The organism is Roseivivax jejudonensis, from assembly GCF_900172265.1.
Classification (GTDB): Bacteria; Pseudomonadota; Alphaproteobacteria; order Rhodobacterales; family Rhodobacteraceae; genus Roseivivax; species Roseivivax jejudonensis.
In genome coordinates this window covers 1-25,395 of sequence record NZ_FWFK01000008.1, presented here as the reverse complement: position 1 = coordinate 25,395, position 25,395 = coordinate 1, and the positions used below count along the sequence as shown (strand labels likewise).

Sequence of the window (25,395 nt, the reverse complement as noted above, 5' to 3'; positions counted from 1 at the left end):
TGCCGTGGGTCAGGCGGGACGATCCCGCAATCACGAGCCGTCTCGGCATCCGCGCAAACTCGCGCATATGAGAACCTGCGATCTCTGCCGAATCCTGCTACACGGCGATCCTATTGGACAACGAGGGGGAAGGCATCGAACTCCATGAAGTCAGACACATCAAGAAAAGATGGAAGCACCACGGGGTAACTAATGCCGGAGCGATCTTGACTTAAACAGGCACTATCCACCTGAAACTTTACCCTTAATGCGAGAACGCACGTCGGTTATGCCCTATCGCCGGTGTCTTTCCCGCATACGTCGTCAAGTGGAGTTCTGGAAAGATCGTGATTTACCAGACCGATAGCCGGAAAAAGACGCGTACGCCAGAGCGCATAAGCGAGTGGCCAGCTCAAAAGAGCGCATCAGTGATACGAGCAATCTTCTCGACAATCTGCATAGCGGGTAGTGCGGTAGTGGGCGTCGGTTCAAATTCACTGTGACCCGCAATCCCGTCGAGAAATGTCTGATCTTGTGAGACAAACCCACCTGCCCCTTCCGTCGCCACCGACGCACCCCCGGCATCAGTGAGCTCATCGCGAAAGACGTGCCAGGTCCCGCCCTCACAGACATATCGATAGAAGCCACCGAAAGGTCCGTCATTGTTGAACGAGCACGCCAGAGTCATGAGCGTGCCCGCTCGGGACCTTAGAACGACTGCAAGATCCATCACGCAGCCCATCTCTGGATGCGGCGGTCCCGCGAGCGCGGCGATGTCCGGCGTAGTATCACCGGTAAGCCATAGAAACAGATCGACGCTATGAACGGCATGGTGCCAGATAAGGCTGTCGACCCAAGTGCGCGGCTTGCCCATCATGTTTCGATTCTCGCGGCGCATAAAATACGTTTGGGCCACGAGGTGTTGGAGTGTCTCGCCGCTCTCAATGCGCGCCTTCATGGCCCGGTGCGCGGGTGAGAAACGCCGCGTGTGCGCGATCATGAGCGGTGCATGAAGGATGGCAAGCGCCTCTGCGTCCTCCAGGCGCGTGGCCATGGGAATCTCGACCAATGAGGGTATGCCCCGGTTCGCAAGCGCTTGCGCGTGGGTGGCGTGGAGGTCCGATGGGGTGGCCACGATGACACCGTCAACGTCCGAAGCGAGAAGTTCGTCAAGGTTGCAGATCGAACTGATTTGGTGTTTTGACGCAAAACGCGCGCCCGTCTCCGTCTCTCCCGGTACCAGATGCGTCACCTGCGCGCAGGTACTTGCCAGAGCTTCCATGTGGATTTCAGCGATCGCGCCCTCGCCCATCAACCCCAGTCGCATCTCAAGCGGCGAAGGCAGCGTGGGGACTCTCGGCGTCCACGTAGCAACCCAGACCCGCCGCCGTCAGCGAGGCTGAGACGTGGTAGTGACGATAGACTTCGCGCGCATCATTAAGCGCCCCGCGCGCGACCAGCCACATGATCAGTTCAGCGCCCTCGTGACCTGCACTCTTCATGTAGTCGCCAAGCGGGATCTTCGCGAGCTCTTCCGGTTCTGGCGCGAATTTGTCGAGAAACATCCTATCGAATGGTGGCTGCATAAACCCCGCCCGCTCTCCCTGGAGTTGGTGCGACATCCCACCCGTACCCAGCACCATGATCCGAAGGTCCTCGGGGTAGGCTTCCACCGCTTTGCGGATCGCCTGACCAAGCTTTAGGCATCGCGCAGGCTGAGGCAGTGGGAACTGGATCGTATTGACGGTCAGCGGCACGACCTTGGTGGGCCATTCGTCGACTTCTCCAGCGGGGCCACCGAAAGCGACAGACATCGGGACGGTGAAGCCGTGATCGACCTTCATCTCCTGAAACATCGTCATGTCAAACTCACGTGCGACGAGTTGCTCGATGAGGTGCCAGGATAGATCGGGATGCCCCAAGAATGGCGGAATGGGGCGCGGTCCCCAGCCCTCATCCCCAGACTCGTATCCCGCAGCCGCGCCGATGCCAAAAGTTGGTACGCGGTCGAGGAACACTTCCAACCCGTGATCATTATAGACGACGATCGTCACATCTGGCGCTAGTTCCTTCACGAATTCCTTTGCGGGCAGGTAACCGTCGAAAAGCGGTTTCCAGTAGTCGTCCTGGGTAATACCCTTGTCCATGGCGATGCCGATAGAGGGGACGTGAGAGGTGGTGACTGCTCCGACAAGCTTGGCCATCTCAGCTTCCTTTCGTTTCCGGGGTTATCTGCGGACGATCAGCGTCCTTGAAGCCGTTTAGCTTGGCTCGGAATTCATCGAGCGACATCGCGTTCTGCTGCGCTCCGACATGCTGCATCGAAACATGATCGATCGCAGCGAGCTTGAAGACGTAGTAAATGTTGCCGCCCGAACGAATGAGACCGATCCAGTCGCGCGCCAACACCATCGCCTTGGTTTCGGGTGAGACACCATAGCGGTCGCAATACGCGTCCTCGTCTGCCGCGAAATCCTTCCGGTTCGCGTCGGAGGTTAACGACATGCACATCTTGTTGAGTGGATAGTTTACGCCTGAGCGCGCACCGTCGAAGAGGTAGGTGCCTTCGAGTGAGCGCGCGGTCGCCTTATCCTGCGCGATCCGGGCTGAGATGTCGTCGTTGTCCTGTGCCATGGGCGCCTCCTTGGTGAGCATCAGAGCGGCAGACCGACTACCTGCTCGGCGAGATCGGTACGCGCGGCCGGCGAGTTGTTGAGCCGGTCGAAATCGGTTTGGCGCAGGCGACGTTCGAATTCAGTCTCTTCTGGGAAGGTGTGCAGGAACGTCGTCAGCCACCAGGATAGCCGGATCGCCCCCCACACCCTAGCCAGCGCAGTCTGCGAATAGCGGTCGATCAGACCGTGATCTCCGCGATAATGCGCGATAAGCGCCTCGCTGAGGTAATGCACGTCCGAGACGGCGAGGTTCAGCCCTTTTGCGCCTGTCGGCGGCACGATGTGTGCGGAGTCGCCAGCGAGGCAGAGCCGCCCCCAGCGCATCGGCTCGGAGACAAAGGAGCGCAGCGGTGCGATAGACTTCTCGATCGAAGGACCGGTCGTGACCTTTCCGGCCTCGTCCTCGGGAAGGCGCGCGAGAAGTTCACTCCAGAAACGATCGTCGGACCAGTCCTCGACCCGGTCGCTCGCAGCACACTGGACGTAATAGCGCGCGAGGTTTGGTCCACGTTGCGATGCAAGCGCGAAGCCACGCTCATGATGCGCGTAGGAAATATGCTCGAGCGGAGGCACTCTGGACATGACGCCGAGCCATCCGAAGGGATAGACACGCTCATACTCGCGGCGGACGCTTTCAGGGATCGACCGGCGGGAGACTCCGTGAAACCCGTCGCATCCCGCGACCCAGTCGCAGTCCGCGCGCTTCTGCGCACCATCTTCGATCCACGTGACGTAGGGAGCCTCGGACTCAATGTCGTAGAGCCTCACGTCTTCGGCATTCTCTATCAATGTGACACAAGCCGGATCGTGCGCAGCGTAAAGATCCTCTGTGATCTTCGTCTGCCCGTAGGCTGTCATCGGGCGGCCGGTTTCAGCAAGCGTGTCGATGGTGAAGGGTTTTTCGGCGCCTTGCCAGAGAACGCGAATGCCGTCATGCGCTTCGCCCTCACGATCTAGCCGCTCGCCAACGCCGTGTTTGCGCAGCACCTCGCAAGTTCCGGCCTCCAGCACGCCCGCGCGAATTCGGGACAGGACATGCGCACGAGCGCGGCGCTCGAGGACCAACACATCGATGCCCGCGCGACCCAGAATATGCGACAGCAGCATACCAGCCGGCCCACCGCCGATGATGACAACTTGAACGCGCATAGGACCTCCGACGCCGTGAACGCAACCTCATTAAACAGCTTGCAATGGAGCTGTCAACATTTTATGGACCAGTGGTCCGTTTTTATAAAACTCGTGGAGGACACCGTGCCAGACAAGCCAACGGCCCTTGTGATTTCAGCCCATGCCGCCGACTTCGTCTGGCGTTGTGGTGGCGCCATCGCACTTCATGCCGCGAAGGGCTGGGAGGTTACAGTTGCCTGCCTAAGCTTCGGTGAGCGTGGTGAAAGCGCGAAACTCTGGAAACAGCGCGACATGACGCTGGAGCGCGTGAAGCACGCGCGACAGGCGGAAGCGGAAGCGGCCGCGAAGGTCCTGGGCATACACCGACTGGAGATGTTCGATCTCGGCGACTACCCACTCGAGGTTGGGCCCGAAGCGATGGACCGCCTCGTTGCGCTCATTCGCGAGGTACAACCACGCTGGATGATGAGCCATTCCAAATACGACCCATACAACACTGACCACATGTATGCGACGGAGATTGCGCTCAAATCTCGCATGATCGCGCAGGCATGGGGACATTCGCCGGGTGGGAAAGTCCTGGGCGCGCCTCAGCTTTATCTGTTCGAGCCGCACCAGACCGAGCAAATGGGTTGGAAACCCGACACCTTTCTCGACATCTCGGCCGTCTGGGACAAGAAACGCGCCGCGATCGAATGCATGGAAGGCCAGGAGCACCTCTGGAATTACTATACCAACGCTGCCGAGAACCGCGGCAACCATTTCCGCCGAAACTCCGGCGGGCAGTCAGGAGGCCGCAGCGCGACTCATGCGGAGGGCTTCCAATCAGTCTTTCCGCGCACGGTGGATGAGCTATGAGCGGGCCGATGGTCGTTACCGGTTGCCCGCGAGTGCCGATCAATCTGCTCGACGGACTGGGGGAAGCAGGCGTTGCAACGGTACACGAGGCGCAGGTCCGGCGCGGACTGATGGCGCCCACGATGCGGCCTATCCAGCAGGGCACACGAATCGCCGGGAGTGCGGTGACGATCAGCGCGCCGCCGGGTGACAACTGGATGGTGCATGTCGCGATCGAGCAACTTTCCGAGGGCGACGTGCTGGTTCTCGCGCCGACATCACCGTGCTCTGACGGTTACTTCGGCGACCTGCTCGCCACCTCCGCGATGGCACGCGGCTGCCGTGGACTGGTGATAGATGCGGGCGTGCGTGACACTGCCGATCTGCGCGAAATGGGTTTCCCGGTCTGGTCCAGCGCCGTCCACGCCCAGGGGACAGTGAAGGCGACGCCAGGATCGGTTAACGTTCCGATGATCTGTAGCGGAGCCCTTGTCCATCCAGGTGACGCCGTCGTGGCCGACGACGACGGGGTGTGTATCGTGCCTCGGGCCGACGTCGAAAGGATTCTCGAAACGGCACAGAGGCGCGAGGTCAACGAGGCCGAGAAACGCCAACGCCTCACTTCTGGAGAGTTGGGCCTCGATATCTATGACATGCGCGGAAAGCTGGAGGCGGCCGGGCTGCGATACGTGAGGTATGGGGATGAGTGACGGCATTCCTTGTATTTGGATGCGTGGCGGCAGTTCGAAGGGCGGTTATTTCCTCGCCTCCGACCTCCCGGCCGACCCGGCCACGCGTGACCCACTCTTGCTGCGTATCATGGGCAGCCCTGATCCCCGCCAGATCGATGGGATGGGCGGTGCCTCACCACTCACGTCCAAAGTGGGGGTCGTCTCGCCCTCGCCGAACGAGGAGGCGGACGTGGATTACCTGTTCCTTCAGGTATTCGTCGACGAGGCGCGGGTATCGGACGCCCAGCCCTGCGGTAATATCCTGGCGGGCATCGGACCTTTCGCGATCGAGCGTGGCTTGGTCGCCGCTGAGGCGGCAGAGACGAAAGTTCGAATCCGTCAGATCAATACCGGCCAGATCGCGACGGCTCGCTTCCCGACAGTTGCGGGACGCATGAGCTATGAGGGCGCGGCATCGATCGACGGGGTGCCGGGCACTTCCGTTCCAATTCGACTGATGACGCCAGCGGCGCCGGGGCGGTGCGCTGCCACCTTTCCGACAGGCGAGGCCATAGAGGAGATCGAGGGCATCGCTTGCACCCTCGTCGATGCGGGGATGCCTGCAGTTTTGATGTGTTCCGATGCCTTTGGACTCACGGGCGACGAGGCGCCCGAAGAAATGGAGGCAAACGAAGCGCTGTGCGCTCATGTTGAGAAGATCCGGCTCGCGGCGGGGCGACGTATGGGTCTGGGCGACGTTTCGGAGGCCAGCGTCCCGAAGATGTGCCTTCTCTCGCCCCCAAGCACGGGCGGGCGTATCGCGACCCGGTGCTTCATCCCGCGCGCTGTGCATCGAGGACTCGGCGTTCTCTGCGCAGTCTCCATTGCAGCCGGCGCTTTGCGCCCCGGAACGACTGCGGCGGAAGTGGCGGATGCAGTGGAGGACGACGACTACGTGTTGGAACACCCAGGTGGAACGCTTTCGCTGGCGCTAGAGCGGAATGCGGAGGGCGGTATCGCTGCGGCTGGTTCGGTGCGCACCGCTCGGAAGTTGATGGAAGGGAGGGTTTTTCCATGAAACCAGAAGATGTTCCACGCAGCGATCCCGGCAGAGACGCGCAAACCTGGCATCCCGATCCATCACGGCCATCTTGGCGTGTGCCTGTGGGTGCGGTGGACGCACATTGCCACGTTTTTGGACCGCAGCGTCGGTTTCCGTTCTCTCCGACCCGGAAGTATACGCCGCAGGACGCAGGCGTCGAGGCGCTTAACGCGTTGCATAGGCATATGGGCATCGAACGGCGAGTGATCGTTCAAGCAAGCTGTCATGGCACAGACAATGCCGCGATGCTCGATGCTTTGCGGGGGCAACCGAACGCGTCTCGCGGAGTGGCGGTTGTCGATCCCGGAATCACTGATGCCGAGATCGACTCGATGCATGAGGCTGGTGTGCGCGGCGTGCGCTTCAACTTCCTCAAGCGCCTCGTCGATCCAGGCCCGCTCGCCCCTCGCGCGGAGCTCGCGGCGCGCGTCGCCGAGAGAGGCTGGCATGTCGTCGTCTATTTCGAAGCTGCCGACTTGCCAGAGCTGACGTCGTTCCTCGAAGGCCTGCCCTGCCCCGTCGTTGTCGACCACATGGGTCGGCCCGATACTTCCCAAGGGGTCGACTCGCTTGGATTCACCGCATTCCGAGCGTTGATGGAGAATGAACGGTTCTGGGTCAAAGTCGGCTGTCCTGAACGGCTGAGCCGTAACGGACCACCTTACGATGATGTCACTCCCTTTGCTGCCACGCTGGTCGCAGATACGCCCGACCGCGTACTCTGGGGAACGGACTGGCCACATCCGAACATGGCGAGTCATCTGCCCGATGACGGATTGCTCCTTGACCAAGTGCCGATCATCGCGCCGAGCACGGAGGCACGCCAGAAGCTGATGGTCGATAATCCCTTGCGGCTTTATTGGTCGTGACCAGCCAGCGCCTTGCCCATCGCATGGGCCGCGTCCTGCAAACGCGGCAAAAGTGTCGTGCGAAATGTCTTGTCATCAACGACATCGTCGAAATGAATCAGCGCCAAGGCGCCACCTTCATCGGGGATCGGCACCGCGGCGACGATCATGTTCGGTCCCAATTCGCGGAGGAGACGGGTCGCATATCCTCTCTTGCGCGCTTCAACGACGGCCGAGCGTGTCTTGGCAAGCATTGCGGGCTCGGTCGCGTGGCTCTCGATCAGCGCATCGGCTTCCTCCAATGGTAAACCAGCAAGCTGGGCAAGGCCCGAAGCGGACGTCAAAAGCGGAAAGCGTCGCCGCTCGAAAAGCTTGAGGCGGATCGGCGCGCGCTCGCGATTATTACCCTGCACCACCATCGATCCGCCGTCCCGGGCCAGCCATTCGGTTGGCCATTTTGTGTCGTCCGCGAGACGATCAAGTACCTCCTGTGTGCGCGCACCAGCCGCGCCTCGACCGACCAGCGCCCGCGACAAGGACGCGACCTTGGGCGTAACGGCATACGTCATCGTCTCCTCGTCATGTTGAGCATAGCCTTGCTCGACGAGCGTATGCAAAAGCCGGATCAGAGTCGGTTTGGCCAGGCTGGTCTCGTCCACAAGGCTCGAGATGGTCGCGGTCTCAACGTCGTTCAGCGCCACCAGCAAGCGTAGGCCACGCGCGAGCGCACCCCCGGGCGGATCGTCAGGCTGCGTTTGCTTCATCGGTCCCCGTCACACGGATTCGGGCTTTGAGGCTCGCCCGGCAGAAGGCGTGAAGGAAACAGGTCCGCTCGGCTGTGTCGAGGGCGGTGCGTGCGAAATCGTCGTTCTCTGAAGAATGCAGATGTACGTGCGTCTCGAGCGGAGTCGCCGTCCCGCGCGCGCCCGTTCCATCCGAGGCACCAGCGAGCGAAAAATGCGCGTCTTGTACAATGCGGTAGGAACTCAGGTTCTTCTTTGCAATTTTCGAATAACGGCCGAACTGGGTCATGAAGCAGAAGCCGATCCCCGCACAGATGAGCGTCTCGGCATCCGGCGCGCGACCGTCTTGAGCGCTAATAAAGTGGAAAATGGTTCCGGCCGGGTTGAAAAGGTGCAGAACGATCGAGAGCATCCCGTCTGAGCGGCGGTGCGCGCGAACCCGAACGTGGAGGATGCGATCCTGCGTCTCGGTCAGAGCGCCCCCAGCAAAAGTCGTCGTCGCCTCGTTCCGGGGTGCGGGCTCCCCGGTGCCGCGAACAAGAGCGGACCAGTCCCCCGGATCGGGTTGCAGGTCTCCAAGCGCAGGACCAGGATCCGGCACCGGAGGACCGTCCACGGGTTTCGCGTGAAGGAGGCCGAGTGGGGCGCCGTTATGGTGAAGTGTGAAAAGGCTCTCAACCGGCGCGCGCATCAGTCCATCGAGCGGAGATGCCGCAACCGCATCGGGTGCGAGGTCGCGTAGCGTTGCCACATTCGTGGCTGGAGCGCGGATCTCGAGATTCACATCTCGGGCGCCGGCCTCCATCGTACCCTTCAATGCCGAGCCACGCATCCAGTAGAAATTGTCCTGAACCAGTTCGACGCCTGTCATTGGCACACCTCTCGCCTCCGCAAGCGCCGAAAGTTCGGCGAAGTAAGAGGCGACCATTCCCGCGGAAAGGAAAGCGAGCGGTGGTGGCGCCTGGTCATGCCCACCGAGATACGCACCTTCGTCGGAGGCAAGCCGCCAGGATCGTCCGGGAAACCGCGTCGACGTCACGATAGCCTCTTTCTGCATGACCGTGAGCGACCGGACGGACGCGCGTAGGGCGGTGCCCAAGCGCGGCTCCGGGGGCCCAAAGGTGTCCAACCTCGGAGTCATCGTGGCGAAGGCGAGCGGAAGGCCGCTCTCGGCGAGTACGTTCGGCGGCATCGTCGCGGGCATAGGTTTTCTCTTTTTTGGACCATTGGTCCGTTTTATTTGACAGGTAGCTTCTTGTCTGTCAATCCTTGGGTCGTTCGCCGCACGTCTGCGACATTGGGAGGATTAAAGATGTTTAAGAAGATCATACCTGCCGTGCTCGGAAGCGCTCTTGCACTGAGCGCAACCGCTTCTGCCGCACAAGAGCTTGCGCTCGGATACTTCATGGGGCCAAACCACCCGATGAACGCGGCTGTCTTCACGCCCTTTGCGGAGTCGCTCGCGGAGGTCTCGGACGGCGAGATGAGCGTGCGGCTCTTCCCTGGGGGCGCTCTCAATTCCTCTCCGCCGAAGCAGTATTCGGCGCTTCTCTCGGGCGTTATGGATGTCGGCTTCGCACTGCCGGGCTACACCGCTGAGCTTTTCCCCGTCACGACGGTCATTTCGTCACCTGGATTATGCAAGTCGGCAGAGGATTGCACCGAAGCCCTGCTGCGTGCCAAGTCGCAGATTGAAGCTGAGTACGACGCCAAGCTTCTCGCAGTCTGGGCCAACGATCCGCCCATCCTTCTGACGCGCGACCGGCCCGTACGCAGTGTCGAGGACATGGCAGGGCTGAAGACCCGCGTGACAACCGCTGCGGATGTGCCTTATCTCAAGGCCATTGGCGCTGCCCCTGTAAGTCAACCCGTTAGCGTCATCAATCAGAACCTTTCAAACGGCGTCATCGATGCGATCGTCATCGACCCCGGCTCGATCCGTTCCTTTTCGCTGCACGAGCCTGCGAACTACGTCACGACCGGTCTGCCGCTTTCGGGCGCTGCCTTCGTTCTGTTGATGAATAAGGGCGTTTGGGATGGGCTTTCGGAACAGCAGAAGGCCTGGGTCGAGGAGGCCTCTGGCGACACACTCAGCCGCGCGGGAGGCGCGGCCTATGGAGCGGCAGGAGATGCCGGGCTCGAACTCGCCAAACAGTCTGGCGTCGAAGTTATCGAACTCGACGATGAGGCGCGGGCAGCTTTCTCCGACGCGATGGCTGCACCTTTCGAATCCTTCCGCGGCAGCCCCATCGGAGCTGTAACAGGCGGCGAAATCTATGATGTCATGAAGGGCACTGAAGGGTGATGAGGCGCGCCCTGATCTCCATTGCCGCCCCGCTTGGCTGGGTAGGGGCGGCCGCGCTAGCTGTGCTCGGAACGACAACCGTCATCGGCGTGGTCGCTAGATACCTTTTCGGCGCGCCAATCTTTGGGCTGGAAGACGTGGCCTCGGTGACACTTGCTGTCGTCGTCGCGTCGGGCGTCGCCGTAGCCGCGCACAGTCAGGCGCATGTCGCTGTTGATCTATTGGTCGGAACCCTGCCCGATCGAGCTGCGCGCGCCATCGCCCTGCCGGTCACCCTCCTCGGCGCTGGCGTATGCACCTTCGCCTCTTGGGCCCTGATAGACAAGGCCGCTTGTGGACGAGCTTGCGGGGAGTTCACATCCAACCTCGCAATTTCCCACCTGCCCTTTTACTGGGCCTTCGCCCTTGCTTTTGCTTACTATGCGGCAACTCTCCTCGTCGAATGTTGGCACGCAGTCCGGCCGGAGACGGAATCATGACAGGTGTCGAGATCGGCCTCGTGGCCCTAGCGGGGCTCATGACACTTCTGGCGCTGCGGATGCCTGTCGGACTGGCCATGCTTCTTGTCGGAGCGCTCGGGATCGCGGCGATCCGACCACCCGCGGTGATGCCTGTGGTGGCGGCGGAGATATTCTCGGAAGGCACTTCCTACGCACTGACGATCCTGCCGCTCTTTATTCTTATGGGGAACCTCTCGGGGCTCTCAGGCATGTCGCGTGACCTCTACGATGCTGCAAACGCTTGGATCGGGCACAAGCCCGGAGGCCTAGCGTCGGCGACGATCTTGGGTTGCGCAGCTTTTTCGGCGCTTTCCGGCTCGTCGCTGGCCGCGGCGCTGACAATGGGGCGCGTTTCGATGCCAGAGATGGAGCGGTACGACTACGCCCCTTCCCTTGCGACCGGTGCGGTGGCGGCGGGTGGTACGCTCGGCATCCTTATCCCACCCTCGGCTGGCTTCGTTATCTACGCCATTCTAACGGAGGTTTCGATCGAGAAGCTGTTTCTCGCCGGCGTGGTTCCAGGGATAATGCTTACGGCCCTCTTCGTATTTGCAATCCAACTGAGCGTTCGCGCCCGACCATCGCTTGCCCCGAAGGCTGCCGAGCGATCCAACATAGGCGAGCGACTGCGAACGACTGGGCGCGCGAGCGCGATGGTCGGTATTATTGTCTGTTCGATCGGTGGTATCTATGCCGGCGCTTTCTCAGCGGTAGAGGCCGCTGGCGTCGGAGCGGCTCTTGCTTTCCTCGTGGCTCTCGCGCGTCGCGCCCTGAGCGTGGAAGGTTTGAGTCGAGCTGCGCGGCAGACACTATCGGCGACGGGCTCGATTTTCCTGATCCTCTTCGGCGCATTTGTGTTCAAGACCTTTATTGCCTTCACTGGCATTCCATTCGCCCTCGTAGATATGGTCGAGGCGGCTGGTCTCTCACAAGGCGTGCTCATCCTCACCGTGTTGGCCGCGCTGATTGTGCTCGGCACATTCCTCGATGGTTTCGCTATCCTCGTATTGACCGTGCCGATCTTGCAGCCGATCCTGGAAGCCTCGGGTGTCGATATGATCTGGTTCGGTGTATTGCTTGTCATTACACTCGAAATGGCGCTGATTTCACCCCCGGTCGGCATGAACGTCTTTGTCGTGAAGAGCCTAAAACCCGATCTCGGCCTTGGAACTGTCTATCGCGGCGTCATGCCATTCTGGATCGCAATGGCCCTTGCAATCGCGGTTCTACTCGTCCTTCCAGGCACCGCCACCTGGTTGCCCGACAGCATGTCATAGCATTCGCGGGCACACTCGAGCCATCCGACTAGCAACTGTATCTGTCAGGTAGCCGGAGCGGCCCATTTCTGACGGTTCCTGCACAGCGCGTTCGCGATGGTTACGAGTTTTCGGGCAACCGCGGTGATGATGACTTTGTGTGGCTTTCCGGCCTCGCGGAGCCGCTGCGCGAAGACTCTCATGGTCGGGTTGTGATGCGTGGCCACGAGCGCCGCCTGGAACATGACATGTCTCAAGGCACGCCTGCCGCCGGCGATGGCGCGTTTGCCGCGCAGCGATCCGCTGTCATGGGCGATGGGGGCAAGGCCGGTCAGAGCCGCGGCTTGTTCCCCGGTGACGGCTCCGAACTCGGGCATTTCCGCGAGCAGCATGGCACTGGCGACGGGGCCGATCCCGGGAATGGAGCGCAGCAGGCATGCGGTATCGGCCAGCGCGGCATCGGCCGAAATCGCGTGGTCGATCCGCTCTTCCAGCTCTGCGATCCGGCGATCAAGTACCGCCTTCAGCTCCGTATCGATGTCTTCGAACATCTCGGCGGTCCCGAGCTTCTCGTGGGCTTTGATCTGGGCCAGAAGGCGCTTTCGCATCTCCACGAGGTGCGCGCGTCTTGATGTCAGCGCTCTGAGACCACGCACCTTTCCAGCAGGATGGCTGCGGCCGGCTTCCGGGCGGAACACCATGAAACGGGCGATGAGCTCCGCGTCGATGCGGTCCGTCTTGGCCCGGGTCCCGCGGCTGGCGGCAAAGGCTTTGACCTGCGCTGGTGGTAATTGTCGCGTGACGATTTCTGCCGCGTCGAGCGCAGCCGATAGCCGCCACTCCTGACCACCGGTGGCCTCAAAGCACACCAGGGCGCCTTGCCGGCGAGCCATGGTCACCGCCTGTGCGTGGCCGTCCAGCGCGTTCGGCAATCGAAAGCGCTCACCACCCGGCAGGTAATGGATGTCCAGCCAGCCTCGAGAGACGTCTATGCCGATGACGCGTTCGGGTGATACCGTGTTCATGCTCTCTTCCTTCTGCTCCGCGGTCCTGATGGCCGCTTCCAACTGTTCGAGACGATGAAAGAGAGACGGTGCTGGCTCGCTAGCAGACGTGGTCAGGCCACAAGGCTCAGACGCCAAACACCGCCCCCGTCACCGACCTCGGCCAAGGTTGGTGACGGGGACAGAATAGCGAACCTGAGATACAGAAGGCTCAGACTCCATTGATCAGCACGGCTTCGCGTGATTCACCCTCCGCTCGAAGGAGGCTGACGATGAGCGATCTTTTCTGGGTGACTGCTCTTCCCCCTGAGAACTGGGCCGCTCTCAACTGGAATCCGGGCCATGTTCGACGAGGCTGGGAGAGGAGTGGAGGGTCATGAAGGCGAGCTAGTTCACGGACGCGCAGTAGGCGTTCATCCAAAAGCAGGCTGAAGAAGGCGTGCCGGGCGGCGACGTTTGTCACAAGGCGGCAGAAACATCCCCCAACTGACTGCTCAAATCCCTCGACAGCCCGGCTAAGAGGGGCATGACTTCGCTTTTTATCCGGTCTTCGAGGTCCTCCTGCCGACCGATCAGGCCGATAGCGGCGGCAACCGAGCCATTGTGATTAAAGACCGGCGCAGCAGCGGCTGTGACCCCCGCGACAAGCCCGCCATGCACAAAGGCACAGTGATCTCGGCGCACAGCCGCAAGCGTCTCGCCGAGGGCTGCTCTCTGGGATTTGGCCACACGGTGAATCGGATAACGCTGCATCATCTCGGTCAGCCGGACCTGCGGCATGAAGGCGGCAAAGGCATACCCGACCGCGGTGCAGATCAGGGGCAGGACCGAGCCCACCTTGACGTTCATATAGACAGGGCGGGTCGACTCGTCGAACTGGACCACGATGGGACCATTCTCCGTCCAAATGGCCAGGATCGCAGTTTCGCCGGTTGCCTCGCGGCTCGCCGTGCAGACCATCGTGCTCCATGCATCGAAGGAGGGCGCGCGCATCACGGCCTCGGGGCAGGCCGAGCCAAATCTCACATCCGTCGATCATGCCGCCGCAAGCTGGGCGCCGGAACATGGCGAGCCGGCAGGAAACGGAACCGACACTCTGACCGCAAGCGCATGGCAATTCCGCCCGCTGAAGACCTCGCTCGGTGTCCTGGCGGTCCTCGGCCTGCGTGGACCGCCCGGCCGCGCGCCGATCCCCGCGGAACGCGCCGCGCTGGCCGAGAGTCTGATCGACCAGGCCGCGCTTGCCCATGAGCGGCTCAAGCTGGAACTCGACATGCGTGAGGTCGAGGTCGTGCGTCAGCGAGATACGCTGCGGGCCACGCTTCTCGCCTCGCTCAGTCACGACCTGCGCACCCCGTTGACCGCCGTGACAGCGGCCGCCGAAGCGATGCGACCGTCCGGCGAGGACGCCGATCTGGTCGAGACGGTCCGCACCGAGGCCCGGCGGCTGGGCCGCTTCCTGTCCGATCTTCTTGACCTCACGCGCATCGAGGAAGGCGCGGTCACGCCGGATTTCGCGGCGACGGATCTGACCGATGTGGTCAGTTCGGCTCTGGCGGATCTGCCCAGGTCCTACGCGCACCGCGAAATCGAAACGACTATTGACCCAAACGTGCCGTTCGTGCGCGCCGATGCGGTCCTTCTGCACCATGCACTTCTGAACCTGATCGACAACGCCCTGAAGTATTCTCCGGACGAAACTCCCGTCCGTGTCATTGCGCGCATGGGGCGGCGTGGCCCGGTCATAGACGTTCTCGATCGCGGTCCGGGCATCCCGATCGGCGCAGAGCTCCGCATCTTCGACCGTTTCGCGCGCGGCGAGACCTCGGAACGCACAGGCGGCTCGGGCCTCGGGCTGGCAATCGTGAAAGGCTTCGTCGATGCGATGGGCTTCGGGGTCGAGGCGAGCCGTCGACAACGGGGCGGATCACGATTCTCGATCCGCATTCCGAAGGATGCGGTCGTCAATATCGACCTGGAGGACATCGTGTGACCGACCACATCCTGATCGTCGATGACGAGTTGGCAATCCGTCGACTACTCCGGGTCTCCGCAGAGCGTGGAGGATATTCGGTGGTCGAGGCGGCCAACGCCGCTGAGGCGATTTCGGCGATTGAACGCGCGAGCCCACGGCTCGTTCTTCTCGATCTGGGGCTACCGGACCGGGACGGGCTGGAGCTGATCCCGTCCTTCGTATCCCGCGACGTGCCCGTTATCGTGCTGACCGCGCGTGAGGCGCCAACCGAAAAGGTTGCGGCACTCGATTTGGGTGCCGACGACTACGTCACGAAACCATTCGACAGCGATGAGTTGCTGGCCCGGATAAGAAGTTGCCTTCGCCGTTCAGACAAGGAACACGGACGAAGGCGGCGGCTCACGGTTGGCCCGGTTGAAATCGACCTCGACGGCCATGCGGTTCTGAAGTCCGGCACGCCTGTGAAACTGACACCGAAAGAGTTCGCGCTTCTGGCCGAACTCACAGGTCATTCCGGAAAAGTCCTGACCCATACCCATCTCCTGCGTGAAATCTGGGGACCCGCTCACACCGAGAGCATCGAATACCTACGAGTAACGGTCCGGGCGCTGCGAAAGAAAATCGAAGATGATCCCGCCAGACCACGTTGGCTACTGAACGAGCCAGGGGTCGGGTATCGGTTCGAGGAGACGACGGGCTGAACTCGAACAGCTGTGGGCGGATCGTACGGCTTATGCGACGCAGAAGACTCAAGATCGATGCATCCTTATGCGAACAAGGGTCTAAACTCGCCCGTCAACCCGTCGGCGATGCCCAGGTCGGTCACGTGCGGCCCAGGGTTACATGCCAAGCTCGCCCCGACCAACGCCTTGAAGGTGCGGAGGGGCGGCGCCCAGTCTGCTACTTCTTCCGCCGCGGCCTTGAGCTTGCGGAAACATTCCGCGGTGTCAGCTGCGGACGCATCGCTCAGCAGGCCGAAGACCGGCAGCGGCAGGCAAGCGGTCACGCGCCCCGCCCTCGCCACGGCCATGCCGCCGCCGCACGTGATCAGCGCGTTGGCCGCGGCCACCATGTCCTCAGGCGCGCGGCCGAAGACAACAAGGTTGTGGCTGTCGTGCGACACGGTCGTCGCCACCGCGCCTGTCCAGCGCCCCCAGCCGTCGAGAATTCCGAGGCTCGGCGTCGCCGGCGCTTGCCCGTGGCGGTGCATGACCGCAATCTGGATCATGCCGTTGCCGAGGACGACCTTGCCGCCCACAACCTGCAGCGTCTTGCGCGACCATTCCGTGAAGCGCGGTTTCGCCACGGTGGTCACCTGCACGCTCGGCCCTTCGGCCCGCAAGGTGAAATCCTCGGGCACGAACGGCTCCAGATGCATGCTCGACGGCGCCGACCTCGCGACCGGGGCCGGGATGTCCGCGACCAACTGCCCGTCCCGCGCGACCTCATGCCCCGACGCATAGACGCGCACCGCCTCGAAGCGCTCCATATCACGGAAGACCGCGATGTTGGCGCGGCGTCCGGGGGCGATGCGCCCGAGATCCTCGCGACCCAGCCGATGAGCGGCGTTCAGCGTCGCGCATTGCACTGCATCGATGGGCGGCATCCCGTGGCCCACCAGCCGGCGCAGCACGTCGGACATGCCCCCGCGCGCGACAAGGTCGTCGGGGAAGACGTCGTCGGTGCAGATCGTCACTGTCGAGGGCAGCCGCGGCAGCGTCTTCAGCGCCGCGACCACCTCTGGCAGCACGTAATCGTGGCTGCCGCGCAGCTCGATGGTGAAGCCGGCACGCAGCTTGCCGAGAAAGTCTTCGCCATCGGTTAACTCGTGATCCGAGCCGATCCCGGCTGCCGCAAACGCCTGCAGATCTGCGCCAGCGAGGCCGCGCGCATGCCCGCAGACGAGCTTTGCCGACGCGAGCCCGGCATCGACGATCCCGCGCATGCGCGCGCTGCGCTCTAGCACGCCGCGCATGTCCATCACCTCGGCGACGCCGCAAATGTCGCGCATCTTCAGCATGCTGGCCATGTCGGCGGGATCGAACCGCGCGCCAGCACGCTCGAGGCCAGGCGCGGAGGGCACGCAGGAGGGCGCGAGCGTCATCACCTCGAGCGGCAGGTCTCGCGACGCGTCGAGCGCCCAGCGGACTCCGTCGAGTCCCGCGACATTGGCGACCTCGTGCGGGTCCCACACCACGCCAGTCGTGCCCTGAGGCACCACCGTCTCGGCGTAGCGACGCGGCGTAGTCATGGAGCTTTCGATGTGCATGTGCGCGTCGATCAGGCCCGGCGTCACGAACCCGCCGCACAGATCGTCCGTAACCCGCGCGTCGTCCCGAGCGCCGCGGTCATGGACCGAGGCGACAAGCGGCCCGACGAGTCCGATATCGGCCGGCCGGATCTCTCCGGTGATGACGTCGACCAGCTGCCCGCCGGTCAGCAGCACGTCGAAGGCCGCCTGCCCCCGGGCGGCGGCGACCGCCCTGTCCCGAAGGTCGGGATCGTTGAGATCAGCGCTCATGGGCGCACTCCTTCCGCCTTGATCGCCGCATCGAACCCGCGCCGGAACAGATCGCGGATCCGCGACGCGTCGGCTTGGGTCGCGATCCGCGCGTTCGGCGCGGCCCGATGCGCGCGCCACTCGATCACCGTCATGCCCCGCGTCAGGGTGCCATTGAGCTCGACATCAAGCCGCGCCGGCGCGAACTTCACACAGTCGTGTGCCACACAGAACGCTGCCGCGACCGGATCATAGAGCGCCATCCGCCCGGTCCCGGCGATGTTCACATAGCCCTCCAGCAGGTCCGCGAGCAGCTCCGCGCGCGGTCCGTTCCCGCGCATCCGCACGGCGTCGGCGTGCGACACCTGCACCTGCCGGCAGACATCCAGCCCGACCATCGACAACGACACGCCGCACGCGATCAGCCGCGCCAGTGCCTCGGGATCGGCGAAGGCGTTGAACTCCGCAGCGGCGGTGTGGTTGCCCGGCCCCGCCGAGCCGCCCATCCAGACGATCTCGACCCGCTCCGCAGCCACCGGGTATGCCTCCACCAGATGCGCAAGATTGGTCAGAGGCCCGAGCGCGAGGATCCTTCGACCACCCTCGCCGATCCAGCTCGCGATCGCCTCCGTCGCCGAGACGGGCGATGCCGTGCTCTCGACCGTCGGCAGGTGCCTGCCCGCGCTCCGCATGCCCATCGAGCCGAGGATGGCCACCGCGGTCTCGGTGCGGCCCGCCAAGGGTGCCGCCGCGCCGTCGTGGACCGGCCAGCGCCACCCGAAGGCGGCGCGGGCCCCGTGCGCATTGCGACGCACCTGTTCCAGAGCCACGTTGCCGGCGACCAGAGAAACGCCACCGACCGGCATCCCCGCCGCGTCCAGCAGACAGAGCGCCGCGAGGTCGTCGAATCCCATGTCGGTATCGACCCAGAGCGTGCCCTCAGCCACGCGCCAGCTCCACCGCGCGGGCCTGCGGCAGGTCGAAGGTGACCTCGGTGCCGGTCGCGTGACGCTTCTCGTGGGCCGGGCGCTCCGCCTTTATCGGCCCCAGCGGCGAGGACATCAGGTATTCGACGCTTTGACCCAGATACGACGCGCCCTCGATCCGCCCGCGATGCGGTCCCTGCCCGAGTGTCACGTCCTGCGGTCGCCAGGCGAGACCGCGCGCGCCCTCGGTCACCGCAAAGCCTGCATCGACCGGCCCGTTTGCTCCCGACAACGCTCCGCGCTCCACCCGGAACGTGTTCTCGAAGCCCACGAAATCGGCCACGAAGACCGATGTCGGGCGGTCATAGATATCCTCGGGCGTGCCCACCTGCTCCACCTTGCCGTCGTTCATCACGATGATGCGGTCGGCCAGCGCGAGCGCCTCGGCCTGGTCGTGGGTCACGTAGAGCATGGCGATGCCGAACTCGCGTTGCAGCCGCGCAAGTTCTGTGCGCATCTCCAGCCGCAGGCGCGCGTCGAGGTTGGACAAGGGCTCGTCCAGCAGCAGGAGCTTCGGCTCCATGACGATGGACCGCGCCAGCGCCACACGTTGCTGCTGACCGCCCGACAGCTCGGCCGGGGCGCGCCCGGCGAAGTCGGTCAGGCCGACGGCGCCCAGCGCCGCGTGGGTACGCCGCTCCAGTTCCTCGGCACGGATGCGCGCGATGCGCAGGCCGAAGGCCACGTTCTCGTAGACCGACAGGTGCGGAAAGAGCGCGTAGGACTGAAACACCAGCCCGACGCCGCGCCGGTTCGGCGCCACGCGGGTGATGTCCCGCCCGTCGAGGCGGATGTGGCCCGCGGCCGGTCGCATCAGCCCCGCGATGGCCCGCATCGTCGTGGTCTTGCCGCAGCCCGAGGGGCCCAGCAGCGCCACCAGCTCTCCGGCGGCCATGTGGAAGTCCAGAGCCTCCACCGCGATCGTGTCGCCGTAGGTCAGCGTCAGGGCGTCGAGTTCCAGGAACGGGTCAGACATAGCGGGACAATCCAAGCAGGCGTTCGGCGGTCAGAACGACGCCGAGCGACATCAGTGCGAGCAGCCCGGACAGGGCCGCGATCGAGGGGTCGTAGTTATATTCCATATAGAGCAGCATATCGACGGGCAGCGTCGCCACCCCCGGGCCGGTCAGAAACAGCGACACCGGCACCTCGTTGAACGAGGTGATGAAGCCGATGATGAAGGCGGCCATGATACCGTTCTTGATGTTGGGCAGGGTGACCCGGACGAAGGCCCCGATGCGCGAGGCGCCGAGCAGGATCGCGGCATCCTCGATGTCGGCGCGCAGGTTCTGCAGCGACGCCGCCGTCACCCGCACCGCGTAGGGGATCAAAAGCGCGGTATGGCCCAGGAAAAGCGCCAGCGTGACCCCGAGCCCGCTCGGGATCACTAGATGGCGCAGGAGCGCGAGCCCGACGATGATTCCCGGCACGATGATCGGCGCGGTCAGAAGGTTGCGGATCGCATCCGCCCCCGGCACGTCGTAGCGCACAAGCGCATAGGCCGCGGGGATGCCGAGAATAAGCGCGATCAGCGTCGCCCCGATGCCGAGCGTCAGCGACAGGGCAAAGCTGTCGCGAAAGCTCTCGATCTCGAAGACCCGGATAACCCAGCGCAACGACAGTCCGTCGGGCGGAAAAGCCAGCGTCTCGCCCCCTGACAACCCGGTCAAACAGATCAGGATGAAGGGCCCGACCAGGAACAGCATCACGACGACCAGCAAGGCACGTCCGGCGTGGCGCATCACCTACCTCCTCTCGCGGTGGCGAGCCGCTTCAGCATCACGTTGGTCGCCACGCTCATGGCGATCAGGATGACCGCGATCACGCCGGCCGATGCGTAGTCGTTCGCGACCGAGACGCGCTGGTAGAGCAGCGTCTCCAGCATCAGAACCTTGGACCCGCCGAGGATCGCCGGCGTCACGTAAGCCGTCAGCGAGCCCACGAAGGTCAGCGTGCCGCCGACCACCAGCCCTTCGCGTGTCAACGGCAGGATGATCCGCCAGAAGATCGCCAGCCAGGACGCGCCCAGAACCCGCGCCGCCGGGATCACGTCCCGCGGCATGTTCTCCAGCGACGAGATGAGCGGCAGCACCATGAGCGGAAAGAAAAGCTGCAGCAGGCCGATGAAGACGGCCCATTCGGTGAAAAGGATGCGCAACGGCTCGTCGGTCAGCCCGACCGAGGTCAGCGCGACGTTCAGAAACCCGGTACGGCCGAGGATCACCAGCCACGCATAGGTCCGTGCGACCGGAGAGATCATCAGCGGCAGCACCAGAAGCGCCACCAGCCGTCCCTTGGAGCGCGGGTTCGCGTCGTTGATCGCCAGTGCCGTGGCATAGCCCAGAAGCGCCGCGACGGCAGTGACCGTCAGGCCCAGCCGAAAGGTGCGGAAGAACACCTCGCGGTAGAGCGGATCGGCGAAGAAGTCGGTGAAGTTGGACAGGGTCCAGCCGCTCTCGAGCCGAAAGGCGCCCGACAGCAGGACGAACACTGGCAACAGAAAGCCGATCGCGATGAAGAGGGTCGCCGGCGCGACGAGCATCAGGCCGGCGCGTCTGGTGTTGGTCATCCTGGGGGACCTCCTCGGGACCGGGTGGGCACCGCCCGCCTTTCGGTCAGGCGGACGGCGCGCGAACGATCAGCGGGCGATTTCGGTGTTCCACGCGTCGAGCCAGCTCTCGCGGTTCTCCATCTGCACCGCCGGCGGCAGGAAGTGGATGCTCTCGGCCATCTCGGGCCCGTAGGTCAGCGCCTCGGCGGTTTCTTCGTCGACCTCGACGGCGGTGTTGACCGGGCTGTCCACCCGCGCCTCGGCGATCCTGGTCTGGATCTCTTCGCTCAGCCAGTAGTCGATGAACTGGTGCGCGAGCTCGGTCTGCTCGGTACCGGCGACCACCGCGAGCACGTTCAGACCGCCCGACTGTCCGCCCTCGGGCAGCGCCCATTCAACCTCGAGCGGGATGCTCGAGATGCCGGGCCAGGCGAAGCGGCCGACGACCGAGGCCAGGATCTCCTCCTGCTGCAACAGCTGCGGGATCTGGCTCGAGCGCTCGTAGAAGGTGACGATCCTGTCTCGGTTCTCCGCGACCATCGCGATGGCGTCGGAGAAGTCGCCCGCCTCGGCCTTCTCCGCGTCGATGGCGCGCTGGATCATATAAAGTGTCAGCGGCCCCTGCGTCGTGGTGATGTTGGGCAGCGCGACGCGGCCCGCGAGCTCTTCGGAGAAGAGATCCGTCCAGGTCTCGATCGAGACCTCTTCGGAGCGGTAGACGATGGAGGTGCCGTAGAAAGTGTAGCCCACCGCCATGCCGTTGCCGAGCGGGTCCTGCGCGAAGTCGTAGATGCCATCGACATTCGACAGCTGCGCCATGTCGAGCGGCGCCAAGAGGTCCTTCTCGGCCGCTTCCAGCGCGGCGCTGTCGGCAAACGCGATGACGTCGATCACCGGGTTCGCCGCGTTCGCCTCCAGCTTGGCGAGGCGTTCGGAATTGTTGCCGGTCTCCACCACCAGCTCACAGTCGCAGATCTCCTCGAACGGGGTGTAGAGCACCTCGTCGAAGGCGTCCTGCGCGATCCCGTAAACGGAAATCGTAAGCTCCTGCGCCGCGGCCGGGGCCGCGACCATGGCCAAGGCGGCCGCCGAGACGGTCAGTCTTGCGTTGAACATTGATCTTTCTCCCTGTCTTGGTTGCTTTGCTCTGAGAGGCACGGGCCCGAGGAGGCGCGCGCGCGGAGTTTCACCGGCACGATGCGCGTGTCATGCGCGGTACCCGTGGCGACGGCGAGCGCATGCTCGGCGATACTGTCCAGATCCTGCGCGACGGTCGTCAGCGTGGGCGAAATGATCCGCCCCCATATCAGGTTGTCGAACCCGGTCACAGATATCTCTCCGGGCACGTCGATCCCGCGCTCGCGCAGCGCGGAGATCACGCCGACCGCCTGCGCGTCGTAGGCTGCGGCGATGGCCGTGGCCGAACGCGGATCGAACGTCATTCCAAAATCGCGGGCGCTGTCGAAATCCGGCGCCACGGGGACAAGACGCATTCGGGCACCGGCGGCAGAGAATACCTCCTCCATGCCGCGCGCGCGTTCCGAGCTCACCGTCGAGGCGCCGGAGGAGACCAGTATGACAATATCACGATGCCCGAGATCGACGAGATGCCTCGCGATCTGCCTCCCCCCGTCCCGGTGGTCGCTCGCAACGGTGTTGGCGGCGTTTGCCTCGCTGTCCACCGTAATGATCGGCACAGGCAGGCGCGAGGCACTGGCATCGGTGTCGCGTAACGGGATGACGATCAGCGCATCCACACCGCGCCCGACGAGCTCGCGCATCGCCTGCGCCTGACCGTCATCGGTCCCCATGGCGTCTGCAACCATCAGCGCCAGCCCGTGTCTCCGCGCCGCCGCCTCGAAGGCGCGTGCGAAGACCGGGAAAAGCGGCATTGAGAAATCCGGCACCACCAGCCCGAGATTGGCGCTGCGCCCGATCCGGAGCGCACGCGCGGCGTGCGAGGGCAGATATCCCGCCGCCTCCGCCGTCTCGCGGATGCGCTGGCGCATTTCGTCGGACATCCGCCCCGTCCCGCGCAGCGCGTTCGACACGGTCGTGCGCGAAACGCCGACTTCTGAGGCGATGCGCCGCAGAGACGCAGAAGTACCGCTCATGAACGGGCCATCAAGTGGTGTAACGTTCAATCATGTTGGTAAAACGATCAATCACCGAAGTTCGGGTCAAGCAACAACTGTCTAATCTTGGAAAATAGAGCGAGTTCATCAGGACACATGCACATGAAGCGAGCAGCTTGCGTTGCTGCCCGCCATCAATACCGATGATCAATGAATCGTTGGCATGCATGCGATCGTCTCCACGCGTTCGCTCTTCCGCATGACTGCTCTAACAGGTTGCTGAAGAAGTCTGACGTGAAGGACGGTTTCCTCTCTGCCGCAGTTTGAGAGCGGCTAACTGGGAGACGGACCGCGGGTTGAGGAAGGTTGCCTTGGTGGGTCGGCCAGGAGTTTCGGCAATCTTGGCAGGTTGCAGGCTGCCATGATCATCGTGAACTGTGCGCGGACCCTGTCGAGGCCGCGGTGAACGGTTTGAGCAATGCCGCCGACGGTCTTTTCCCAGCCGAAGGGATCCTCGAACTTCTTCTGGTGTCGCTGGGACATGCCACAGCCAGGATGTTTGGTGGTCCGCCCGTCGATGGCCGAATGCCGGGCCTTCTGCGCGACGTGCGGCGTCACGACCATCCGCCTGAGCGCAGCGACGAAGTCGGCGCTGTCGTAACCTTTGTAAGCTCCAAGCGTCAGGCGCCGGGTTGAACCTGGCGAATGCCGATTGATCATCTCGAGCGCCACCCTGCTCTCACGGTGGCAGTCAGTGTGGGTCGAGACCTCCAAAATATACCTTGCGGAGCTGAACGGTGCGCATATCTGCGCCTCGTCAGAAGCTTGAGTTTCAAAGGAGACACCATGAAGACCCGTCAGCCCATCTCTAAGATCACTCCCAGCCTCACTACGGACAGGCGCGAGGTCGAAGAGACCCAGCGCATTTATGACGAGTATATGGCTCGTATTCGTGAGCAGCTTAAGGCTCAGATCCATAGTGGCATGCATGGCCCCGTGGGCAGCCTCAGCCGCAATAAGCGCGAACGGGAGATTGCTGAGACGGAGGTTGCCCTGAAGGCTGCCTACACGCAGCTCTTCGACCACTGGTATGATCTTGTTGCGATTGCCGAAGAGGCTCGTGCTTCTCGCGACGCATAGCCAGTCGCTTCAGTCTCAACGCAAGCGATGATCGGGCAACAATGTCCGATCACGCATAAGCAGGTCATTGAACATTCGCAGATAGATATATCCTTGACAAGCTATAATTGGCTTTCTTTATACGAGTTGGAGCCAATTTTTATCAGGTCATAAAGCAATAATGGGCTTGAGGTGTGGAATCTGCTCATCGGCACCTGCTCCTAGTAAGACCCGTATTACCCCCCAGTGAGTTAAGATCAATGGCACGGTTGCCTGCCCCTCGATTACCTCAAGGGCCCTTGGAACAAGTCTTCGGAGACATTTTATGCTCTCGATCGCAGGCCCTACGACCGTTTTGTCGCGCATCGCTTTCGGCTTTCTCTCGAAGCGTTCCCAAACTCGCTCATCCAACCCTGGCACCACTTGCGCGGGAAGGTTGAATACGCGCTCGAATGAACTTGCCGTTTGGATGTACCTAATCAAGGACTAGAGAAGAGCGCGTCGATTTCCGAATATTCGAAGTTGCCAGCAGCGACTGCAGCCTCAGCCACCGCGCACGTATCGAGTGGTACGTCCGCCCGCCACATCACGAACCTTGCCCGATTCCAAGCCGTCGGACCATGCCGCATTAAGACCATGTGTGGTCCGACTTGCGAACGGGTCAAAGCAAAAGGGCGGAAGCGATCCGATGGCGCGGCGCTTCGAGTCCTACAAGCACACTTTCGAGACCGCTCCGGAATTCGCGCGCGACCTCGACCAGTTCTCGGTATTCGCCCGTGCCCAACCGAAATTGGCCGGAGATCTTCACGAGCGAGGAGCTCGCTCACCAACCCGACCGACTCGCCGTAATTCAGAAGGTCGATCGTCGTTTCGTTGTCGGAACACATAGTCGAGAGACTTACCGGAAGGTTTTGTAGGTTCTAAACTTGTTGTGGAAATCAGGCGCTTGGAGTGAGCACTGTTGATCCAGAACGCAACAAAATGACCCTTGCGTGAAGTGCTCGGACGCCGTGACCTGCTCCCCGGATTGTCCTCGTTCAGAAGTTTAGTCCGTTCCGGGTTTGGTCCTTCTCTGACCTGTTGAAGTATTCCCGCGGGGTAAGCCCGTCGAGGCTCGTGTGCGGGCGGTGATGGTTGT

At 63.0% G+C, this 25,395-nt stretch carries 27 protein-coding genes and 1 pseudogene; 10 read left to right on the top strand and 18 right to left on the bottom strand.

All coding sequences use genetic code 11. The annotated features are described in order from the left end of the window. Positions 1 to 391 precede the first annotated feature (391 nt). From ROJ8625_RS18245 to pobA, 4 genes are read right to left on the bottom strand one after another with little or no spacing between them, the layout of a single operon-like run. On the bottom strand, positions 392 to 1,291 hold the full coding sequence (locus tag ROJ8625_RS18245; protein WP_159456802.1) for a Gfo/Idh/MocA family oxidoreductase: 900 nt from the start codon (positions 1,289 to 1,291) through the stop codon (positions 392 to 394). A gap of 16 nt (positions 1,292 to 1,307) precedes the next feature. After that, the gene (locus tag ROJ8625_RS18240; RefSeq protein WP_085793367.1) at positions 1,308 to 2,183 is read right to left on the bottom strand and encodes a class III extradiol dioxygenase family protein; all 876 of its coding nucleotides are present in this window, start codon (positions 2,181 to 2,183) and stop codon (positions 1,308 to 1,310) included. A gap of 1 nt (position 2,184) precedes the next feature. Then, positions 2,185 to 2,613 carry a protocatechuate 3,4-dioxygenase gene (locus tag ROJ8625_RS18235; protein ID WP_085793366.1) on the bottom strand — a complete coding sequence of 143 codons (429 nt, stop codon included), beginning with the start codon at positions 2,611 to 2,613 and terminating at the stop codon, positions 2,185 to 2,187. Positions 2,614 to 2,633: 20 nt separating this feature from the next. Continuing rightward, positions 2,634 to 3,803: a 4-hydroxybenzoate 3-monooxygenase gene (gene pobA / locus ROJ8625_RS18230; protein ID WP_085793365.1), complete on the bottom strand. Its 1,170-nt coding sequence runs from the start codon at positions 3,801 to 3,803 to the stop codon at positions 2,634 to 2,636. 63 nt (positions 3,804 to 3,866) lie between these two features. On the opposite strand from pobA, the gene ROJ8625_RS18225 reads away from it, so the two are divergent. The 4 genes from ROJ8625_RS18225 to ROJ8625_RS18210 are packed head-to-tail and all read left to right on the top strand — an operon-like array spanning position 3,867 to position 7,264. After that, the gene (locus tag ROJ8625_RS18225) at positions 3,867 to 4,643 is read left to right on the top strand and encodes a PIG-L deacetylase family protein (RefSeq protein WP_085793364.1); all 777 of its coding nucleotides are present in this window, start codon (positions 3,867 to 3,869) and stop codon (positions 4,641 to 4,643) included. Continuing rightward, positions 4,640 to 5,332: a 4-carboxy-4-hydroxy-2-oxoadipate aldolase/oxaloacetate decarboxylase gene (locus tag ROJ8625_RS18220; protein ID WP_085793363.1), complete on the top strand. Its 693-nt coding sequence runs from the start codon at positions 4,640 to 4,642 to the stop codon at positions 5,330 to 5,332. The genes ROJ8625_RS18225 and ROJ8625_RS18220 overlap by 4 nt, the downstream gene beginning before the upstream one ends. Beyond that, on the top strand, positions 5,325 to 6,371 hold the full coding sequence (locus tag ROJ8625_RS18215; protein WP_085793539.1) for a 4-oxalomesaconate tautomerase: 1,047 nt from the start codon (positions 5,325 to 5,327) through the stop codon (positions 6,369 to 6,371). The genes ROJ8625_RS18220 and ROJ8625_RS18215 overlap by 8 nt, the downstream gene beginning before the upstream one ends. After that, complete coding sequence (locus ROJ8625_RS18210; RefSeq protein ID WP_085793362.1) at positions 6,368 to 7,264, top strand: amidohydrolase family protein; 897 nt, start codon at positions 6,368 to 6,370, stop codon at positions 7,262 to 7,264. The genes ROJ8625_RS18215 and ROJ8625_RS18210 overlap by 4 nt, the downstream gene beginning before the upstream one ends. On the opposite strand, the gene ROJ8625_RS18205 is transcribed toward ROJ8625_RS18210, so the two are convergent. Both ROJ8625_RS18205 and ROJ8625_RS18200 read right to left on the bottom strand, forming a co-directional pair. Continuing rightward, positions 7,252 to 8,007 carry an IclR family transcriptional regulator gene (locus ROJ8625_RS18205; RefSeq protein WP_085793361.1) on the bottom strand — a complete coding sequence of 252 codons (756 nt, stop codon included), beginning with the start codon at positions 8,005 to 8,007 and terminating at the stop codon, positions 7,252 to 7,254. The two genes, ROJ8625_RS18210 and ROJ8625_RS18205, sit on opposite strands and share 13 nt — an antisense overlap. Then, positions 7,988 to 9,190, bottom strand: coding sequence for an OsmC family protein (locus ROJ8625_RS18200; RefSeq protein WP_200813339.1), 1,203 nt, complete (start codon positions 9,188 to 9,190; stop codon positions 7,988 to 7,990). Before ROJ8625_RS18200 ends, ROJ8625_RS18205 begins: the two co-directional genes overlap by 20 nt. 108 nt (positions 9,191 to 9,298) lie before the next feature. Between ROJ8625_RS18200 and ROJ8625_RS18195 the strand changes: the two genes are divergently transcribed. Genes ROJ8625_RS18195 through ROJ8625_RS18185 form a run of 3 tightly spaced genes read left to right on the top strand, consistent with a single transcriptional unit; the run spans position 9,299 to position 12,068 of the window. After that, positions 9,299 to 10,291 carry a TRAP transporter substrate-binding protein gene (locus tag ROJ8625_RS18195; protein ID WP_085793360.1) on the top strand — a complete coding sequence of 331 codons (993 nt, stop codon included), beginning with the start codon at positions 9,299 to 9,301 and terminating at the stop codon, positions 10,289 to 10,291. Next, positions 10,291 to 10,770, top strand: coding sequence for a TRAP transporter small permease (locus ROJ8625_RS18190; protein WP_085793359.1), 480 nt, complete (start codon positions 10,291 to 10,293; stop codon positions 10,768 to 10,770). Before ROJ8625_RS18195 ends, ROJ8625_RS18190 begins: the two co-directional genes overlap by 1 nt. Further along, positions 10,767 to 12,068 carry a TRAP transporter large permease gene (locus tag ROJ8625_RS18185; protein ID WP_085793358.1) on the top strand — a complete coding sequence of 434 codons (1,302 nt, stop codon included), beginning with the start codon at positions 10,767 to 10,769 and terminating at the stop codon, positions 12,066 to 12,068. The genes ROJ8625_RS18190 and ROJ8625_RS18185 overlap by 4 nt, the downstream gene beginning before the upstream one ends. A 44-nt stretch (positions 12,069 to 12,112) precedes the next feature. Here ROJ8625_RS18185 and ROJ8625_RS18180 read toward each other — a convergent pair whose 3' ends face one another. After that, positions 12,113 to 13,072: an IS110 family RNA-guided transposase gene (locus ROJ8625_RS18180; RefSeq protein ID WP_085793357.1), complete on the bottom strand. Its 960-nt coding sequence runs from the start codon at positions 13,070 to 13,072 to the stop codon at positions 12,113 to 12,115. A 438-nt stretch (positions 13,073 to 13,510) separates the two neighbouring features. Further along, positions 13,511 to 13,936 carry an IclR family transcriptional regulator domain-containing protein gene (locus tag ROJ8625_RS18175; RefSeq protein WP_159456801.1) on the bottom strand — a complete coding sequence of 142 codons (426 nt, stop codon included), beginning with the start codon at positions 13,934 to 13,936 and terminating at the stop codon, positions 13,511 to 13,513. A gap of 22 nt (positions 13,937 to 13,958) precedes the next feature. Here ROJ8625_RS18175 and ROJ8625_RS18170 point away from each other — a divergent pair, with 22 nt between their 5' ends. Both ROJ8625_RS18170 and ROJ8625_RS18165 read left to right on the top strand, forming a co-directional pair. Continuing rightward, positions 13,959 to 15,044 carry a sensor histidine kinase gene (locus ROJ8625_RS18170; protein WP_234984313.1) on the top strand — a complete coding sequence of 362 codons (1,086 nt, stop codon included), beginning with the start codon at positions 13,959 to 13,961 and terminating at the stop codon, positions 15,042 to 15,044. Continuing rightward, positions 15,041 to 15,727 (top strand): response regulator, encoded by a 687-nt coding sequence (locus ROJ8625_RS18165; RefSeq protein WP_085793355.1) that lies wholly within the window; start codon positions 15,041 to 15,043, stop codon positions 15,725 to 15,727. The genes ROJ8625_RS18170 and ROJ8625_RS18165 overlap by 4 nt, the downstream gene beginning before the upstream one ends. A gap of 65 nt (positions 15,728 to 15,792) precedes the next feature. Here the strand turns inward: ROJ8625_RS18165 and ROJ8625_RS18160 are convergent, their stop codons facing one another. The 9 genes and pseudogenes from ROJ8625_RS18160 to ROJ8625_RS18125 all read right to left on the bottom strand — a co-directional run. Beyond that, the gene (locus ROJ8625_RS18160) at positions 15,793 to 17,547 is read right to left on the bottom strand and encodes an adenine deaminase (protein ID WP_085793354.1); all 1,755 of its coding nucleotides are present in this window, start codon (positions 17,545 to 17,547) and stop codon (positions 15,793 to 15,795) included. Continuing rightward, positions 17,544 to 18,473 carry a nucleoside hydrolase gene (locus ROJ8625_RS18155; protein ID WP_200813338.1) on the bottom strand — a complete coding sequence of 310 codons (930 nt, stop codon included), beginning with the start codon at positions 18,471 to 18,473 and terminating at the stop codon, positions 17,544 to 17,546. The genes ROJ8625_RS18160 and ROJ8625_RS18155 overlap by 4 nt, the downstream gene beginning before the upstream one ends. Continuing rightward, positions 18,466 to 19,488, bottom strand: a complete 1,023-nt coding sequence (locus ROJ8625_RS18150; RefSeq protein ID WP_085793353.1) for an ABC transporter ATP-binding protein — start codon at positions 19,486 to 19,488, stop codon at positions 18,466 to 18,468. Before ROJ8625_RS18150 ends, ROJ8625_RS18155 begins: the two co-directional genes overlap by 8 nt. Then, the gene (locus ROJ8625_RS18145) at positions 19,481 to 20,254 is read right to left on the bottom strand and encodes an ABC transporter permease (RefSeq protein ID WP_085793352.1); all 774 of its coding nucleotides are present in this window, start codon (positions 20,252 to 20,254) and stop codon (positions 19,481 to 19,483) included. Before ROJ8625_RS18145 ends, ROJ8625_RS18150 begins: the two co-directional genes overlap by 8 nt. Next, positions 20,254 to 21,081 (bottom strand): ABC transporter permease, encoded by an 828-nt coding sequence (locus ROJ8625_RS18140; RefSeq protein ID WP_085793351.1) that lies wholly within the window; start codon positions 21,079 to 21,081, stop codon positions 20,254 to 20,256. The genes ROJ8625_RS18145 and ROJ8625_RS18140 overlap by 1 nt, the downstream gene beginning before the upstream one ends. A gap of 69 nt (positions 21,082 to 21,150) precedes the next feature. Beyond that, positions 21,151 to 22,179 carry an extracellular solute-binding protein gene (locus ROJ8625_RS18135; RefSeq protein WP_085793350.1) on the bottom strand — a complete coding sequence of 343 codons (1,029 nt, stop codon included), beginning with the start codon at positions 22,177 to 22,179 and terminating at the stop codon, positions 21,151 to 21,153. Then, the gene (locus tag ROJ8625_RS18130; RefSeq protein ID WP_085793349.1) at positions 22,161 to 23,177 is read right to left on the bottom strand and encodes a LacI family DNA-binding transcriptional regulator; all 1,017 of its coding nucleotides are present in this window, start codon (positions 23,175 to 23,177) and stop codon (positions 22,161 to 22,163) included. The genes ROJ8625_RS18135 and ROJ8625_RS18130 overlap by 19 nt, the downstream gene beginning before the upstream one ends. A gap of 10 nt (positions 23,178 to 23,187) precedes the next feature. Then, on the bottom strand, positions 23,188 to 23,367 hold the full coding sequence (locus ROJ8625_RS21230) for a hypothetical protein (protein WP_143535180.1): 180 nt from the start codon (positions 23,365 to 23,367) through the stop codon (positions 23,188 to 23,190). A gap of 104 nt (positions 23,368 to 23,471) precedes the next feature. Further along, positions 23,472 to 23,900 (bottom strand): annotated as a pseudogene (locus ROJ8625_RS18125) (transposase); the annotation flags it as partial. A gap of 84 nt (positions 23,901 to 23,984) precedes the next feature. Between ROJ8625_RS18125 and ROJ8625_RS18120 the strand changes: the two are divergent. Beyond that, complete coding sequence (locus ROJ8625_RS18120; protein ID WP_085793348.1) at positions 23,985 to 24,278, top strand: hypothetical protein; 294 nt, start codon at positions 23,985 to 23,987, stop codon at positions 24,276 to 24,278. Between the two features lie 458 nt (positions 24,279 to 24,736). Here the strand turns inward: ROJ8625_RS18120 and ROJ8625_RS21580 are convergent, their stop codons facing one another. Beyond that, positions 24,737 to 24,886 carry a histidine phosphatase family protein gene (locus tag ROJ8625_RS21580; protein ID WP_370738489.1) on the bottom strand — a complete coding sequence of 50 codons (150 nt, stop codon included), beginning with the start codon at positions 24,884 to 24,886 and terminating at the stop codon, positions 24,737 to 24,739. Positions 24,887 to 25,395 lie beyond the last annotated feature (509 nt).